The organism is Streptomyces sp. NPDC002265 (assembly GCF_040296125.1).
Taxonomy (GTDB): domain Bacteria; phylum Actinomycetota; class Actinomycetes; order Streptomycetales; family Streptomycetaceae; genus Streptomyces.
On record NZ_JBEOWS010000533.1, the window covers coordinates 1 to 4,496 of the forward strand.

Below are 4,496 nucleotides of genomic sequence, written 5' to 3' on the forward strand. Positions count from 1 at the left end.
CCCTGGGCCCCCCACAACTCCCGCCCCCCCGCGCCCCCCCCCCCCCCCGGGCGCCCGCCCGGGCCTCCCCCCCGACCGGCCCGCCCACCCCCCCCGGGGGGGGGGCGCCCCTCTTGTGTGCCGGGCCGGACCCGCCGTGGCTGGGCCGGCCGGCGGACCGTGCCCTACCGCGTCCGCCGGCGCGGCATGAACGTGAACACCGCGCCGCCCAGCAGGATCGCCGTCCCCGCGACCAGGCCGAGGGCCTTCAGGGCGCCGTGGTCGCCCGCGCCCGTCTCCGCGAGGCCGCCGCCGGTGGAGGTGCTGCCGGAGGAGGTGCCGGAGGAGGTGGACCCGGAGGCGCCGCTCGCCTGTTCGGTGGTGTCCAGGGTCAGGGAGACCTGGGACGACGTCGGCGTGCAGGTGGTGGTCGTACCGAGGGCCTCGATCGTCAGCACGCCCGGGGCCAGCGTCGACTCACCGCTCGCGCCCGGCTTGTAGGTGCCGGTCAGGTCGGGGATCTCGATCGGGTCGCCCGATTTGATCACGTCCGCGTTCAGCGGGCCCTCCACGTGCACCGTGCCGTGGTCGGCGCCGCCGAGCACGACCTCCATCGACGGCTTGACCGAGCCCTTCGGGATGTCCGCGGGGCTGTCCATCACCGACTGCCCGAACTTCACCGTGAGCGCGAAGTTCCCGCCGTCCTTGCGCGCGTCGATCTGCACGGCCGAGGTGGCGTTCTTGTCGCCGATGGGCGTCTTGCACGCGTACGGGACCTGCACCTGCTTGCCGGTGAAGTCGGTCTGCCCGGTGCCGTCGCTCGCGGACGCGGACGCGGAGACCGAGGCGGAGGCGGATCCGGTCGGGGACGCCGTGTCCGTCGGGGACCCCGAGGGCGTCACGGACGCACTCGCGGAGGAGCTCGACGTGCCCCCGCCGCCCGCCGACACCTCGATGGTCGCCGCCTGCGGCACCGTCGACGTGGGGGTGCACCTGGTGTCCGTCGACATGGCGTTGACGGTGTAGGCGCCCGGGGTCAGCGTCACCGTCCCGGGCGTCGTGAGCTTCAGGGTGCCCTTCATGTCGGACAGCACCATCGCGGCGCCCTTGGGGATCGCCGGGTTCTCGCGCGGCCCCTGCATCGCGATGTCGGCGCTCTGCGCGCCGGCCGCCTTGAGGGTGCCGGACGGCTGCACCGAGTTCGCGGGCAGGTCGATGATGTCGGGGTTCTTCGAGGCGGCCTGGACGAACTTCCACACCACCTCGACCGTGTCGCCCACCTTCGCGGTGGCCGGCGCGGTGATCTCGACCTTGGTGGTGCCGTCCACGGGGTCGAGGCCGGCGGGCGGCACGCAGTGTGTCGCGAACGACACCTCGGCGGCCTGGGCGGGCAGCGCGGCCACGCCCAGCAGGAGTCCCGCGCCACCCAGCACCAGCGCGGCCCCCGCCGCCCCGGCTCTGCGCACGCCGCCGGGTCGGCCGACCGGTGTGACTCTCCTTCGCATGCTCACGTGGGTCCCTTCGTGACGGGAGTCGTAGGACTCGCCGGGTTGTCGTCGTGCGGTGCGGAGAGCCGACCGGCCGCCGTGCCCGGAGCGGAGTCCGGGGTGAACCACGGCAGGGTCGAAGTCGGGCCGGGCCCGGCGGCGGCCGCGCCGGTCGCGTACGACGCCTCCGGCGCGTCCGGCGCGTCCGGCGCGTGGGGTGCGTCCGGTGCGTGGGGTGCGTCCGTGCGGTCGCCGCGGCGCAGCCACGGGGGACGGGCCGGCGAAGTCCGGCCGGCGGGCCGCCCGCGGTGGGCCCGTCGCAGCCCGCGCGAGCGCCGTGACCGGTGCGGCCGGTGCGGCCGGACGCGGTCCACCGCCGCCATCCCGATACGGAACACCGCCACCGGTACGACCACGCAGAGCAGGATCCAGAACAGGGTCACGCCCCAGGGACGGCCGACGCCCCAAGGCTGTTCGCCGAGGACCCGGCCGCCGTACGCGAGGGAGACGGTGTAGTCGCCGTGCGCCCCGGCGGAGAGTTCGACCGGCAGCCTGATCCGGGCCTTCCCGCCGGGTGCGAGGGTGCCCCGCCACTGCTGCTCGTCCCACTGCGGGGCGAACACGCCGTGGGAGATCCCGACCCGGAAGACGGGGTCCGTCACGGGGTCGGAGCCGACGTTGCCGACGGTGAGGACCAGCGTGCGGGAGGGCGGGGCGCCGAACCAGGTCAGCACGCCGCTCGATCCGTCGAGCCGGATGTCGGTGAGGACGGACAGCCGTCCGCCGTCGGTCCGCGCGGGCAGCGGCCGCACCGGATGCCCGGCCACCCGCAGGACCGCGTCGGCCTGCGCCTTGGCGCCGGTCACGGTGGCGACGTGCACCACGCAGGGACACGGCACCGGTGGTTCGGTCACCGGCAGAACGCGGCTGAACCGGCCGTCGGCGTCGGTGGTGACGGCCCGCCCGTCGGCGTTCGCGCAGGAGTTGGTGCCGCCGAGCACGCCCCGCGAGGGCGCCGACTGCCCGCACACCAGCAGCATCAGCAGGGCGTGCGACCGCCAGCCGCTGCCGCTGACGGTGATCGAACCGCCGGTTCCGGCCTGTGTCTGCGACAGTCGGACGCTGGGCCCGACGGCCGTCGCCGGTGCCGTGGGGGTCAGCACGAGCAGCGCCGCGAACGCCGCCGCCAGCACCCCGATCCGCCGTCTGCCGCTCACCGCAGCCCTCCCGTCGACTCGGCCCGCGCACCCGGCCGCCGCGCCGCGCCCGCCGCGCGGGCCCCGCGCCGCCGTACGGCGAGAAGTCCGGCGGCGGCCGCCCCCGCGGCGCCCGCCGTCCCGCCGACCGCGCCCCAGGGCACGAACCGCGCCGACCCGCTCGCCGTGTCCCGGGCGCCGCCCGCCGCCGTCGCGGTCAGCGTCACGTCCACCGCGTCGAGGACGGGCCGGCCGGGCCAGGGCTCGCTGAGCCTCAGCCGGTGTCCGGGAGGCAGTTCGACGGGCAGGGCGCGCGGTGCGCGGTCCAGGAGCCGGCGGCCGAACAGGCCGTTCGCGCGCACCGCCAGCCGCGGGGCGAGCACCGTGGTGCCACGGTTGACCAGTTCGTACGTGATGCGGTCGGCGTGCACGGCGACGTGTTCGACGGTCAGCGCGGACAGCTCGGGCCCGCCGACCCGCAGTCGCAGCGGCACGGTCGCCGTACGGCCGTCGCCGCCGCGCGCCACGATCGTGCCGGAGCGGTCGCCGGGGGCCGCGTCCGCCGGGACGGTCACCGTGAAGGGGACGTCGGCCCGGGTACGGGCGGGGATCCGCACCTCGGCACCGGCGAACGTCACCGGGACGCCGGTACCGCGCAGCCGTACGGTGACCGGCCGCCGCCCGCGGTTGGTCAGGGACACCGTGTCCTGCTGGACGGCGCCGGGCACGCCCTCCACGTAGAAGGCCGGGCGGCCGTCTCCGGCGGGCGTGGCCGACCAGCCGCCGCCGGCGGGCGCGGCACCCAGCAGCAACAGGACGGACAGGGGCAGGACGCGGACGGCGTACGACATCGGCGGCTCCATCGGGCAGGGGCGTCGCGACGGACGGTCAGTGGCGTTCCCGTGCCGTCTGGTTCCGGCGGGTCAGCCACAGCACGCCCGCCGCGCCGGCCAGGAACACGGTGCCGCCGAGCGTGCCGAGGGCGACGGCCGAGTCCGCGGGCCCGGTCTGCGGAAGTGCCGTACCGGAACCGCTGTCGCTCTGCGTGCCCCCGCTCGCGCTCCCGGTCGAGCCGCCGCTCGTGCCGCCGCCCGCCGACGTCACGTCGAGGGTGAGCGAGGGCCCGGGGCTGTTGGCGGGCGTGCACGTGGTGGTCGTACCGAGCGCCTTGATGGTGAGCACGCCCGCCGTGAAGGTGACCTTGCCGGTCGCCTTCGGGGTGTACGTGCCGCTCAAGTCATTGATCTTTATGGGCGTGTTGGCCGGGATGGCGGCCTGGTTGGCGGCGCCCGTGACGGTGAGGGTGCCGCTGTCGGCGCCGCCCAGCCTGACGGTGGCGCTCGGATTCATCGCGCCCTTGCCCAGTTCGACCGGGCTGGACGAGACGCCCTTCTGCCAGGACATGGTGATCCGGTAGCCGCTGCCGCTCTTGACGCCTTTGATGTCGATGGGCGAGACGGCGCTCTTGTCGCCGATCGGCGTCTTGCACTGGTAGTTGACGTTCACGACCTCGGCCCGGGCCACCGGGGCGGTGAGCAGGACCGCCGAGCCGGCCAGGGCCGCGACGGACGCGAACGCGGCGGTTCGTTTCTGGTACGACACGGTCCCCTCGTTTCTGACGGAACATCAGATCGGCCGTCAAGGTACGCCCGGGGCCGCAAGGAGGGAAGACAAGCCACACGCCGGAGTTGCGCCGGTGTGATGGACGTGGCGAGGAGGCCGCGTGAGCAACCTGAGCGGCCGGAGCGGGAGTTCGACCGAGGGGCCTGCGCCGGGCGCTGACGGCGGCCGACATGGAGAGCGCGCGCACCGAGGGCCGTATCGCCTCCCTCAT

Annotated in this window: 4 protein-coding genes; all 4 read right to left on the reverse strand. The window is 75.5% G+C overall.

Annotated features, from left to right (window positions below; translation table 11 throughout):
• Positions 1-164 precede the first annotated feature (164 nt).
• Positions 165-1,412 carry a hypothetical protein gene (locus ABT085_RS44190; RefSeq protein ID WP_351622243.1) on the reverse strand — a complete coding sequence of 416 codons (1,248 nt, stop codon included), beginning with the start codon at positions 1,410-1,412 and terminating at the stop codon, positions 165-167.
• 74 nt (positions 1,413-1,486) lie between these two features.
• A complete protein-coding gene (locus ABT085_RS44195) occupies positions 1,487-2,683 on the reverse strand; it encodes a hypothetical protein (RefSeq protein WP_502982981.1) in 1,197 nt (398 codons plus the stop codon).
• The gene (locus ABT085_RS44200; RefSeq protein ID WP_351622238.1) at positions 2,680-3,513 is read right to left on the reverse strand and encodes a COG1470 family protein; all 834 of its coding nucleotides are present in this window, start codon (positions 3,511-3,513) and stop codon (positions 2,680-2,682) included. Before ABT085_RS44200 ends, ABT085_RS44195 begins: the two co-directional genes overlap by 4 nt.
• A 37-nt stretch (positions 3,514-3,550) precedes the next feature.
• Positions 3,551-4,264 carry an LPXTG cell wall anchor domain-containing protein gene (locus ABT085_RS44205; protein WP_351622240.1) on the reverse strand — a complete coding sequence of 238 codons (714 nt, stop codon included), beginning with the start codon at positions 4,262-4,264 and terminating at the stop codon, positions 3,551-3,553.
• Between the last annotated feature and the right edge of the window lie 232 nt (positions 4,265-4,496).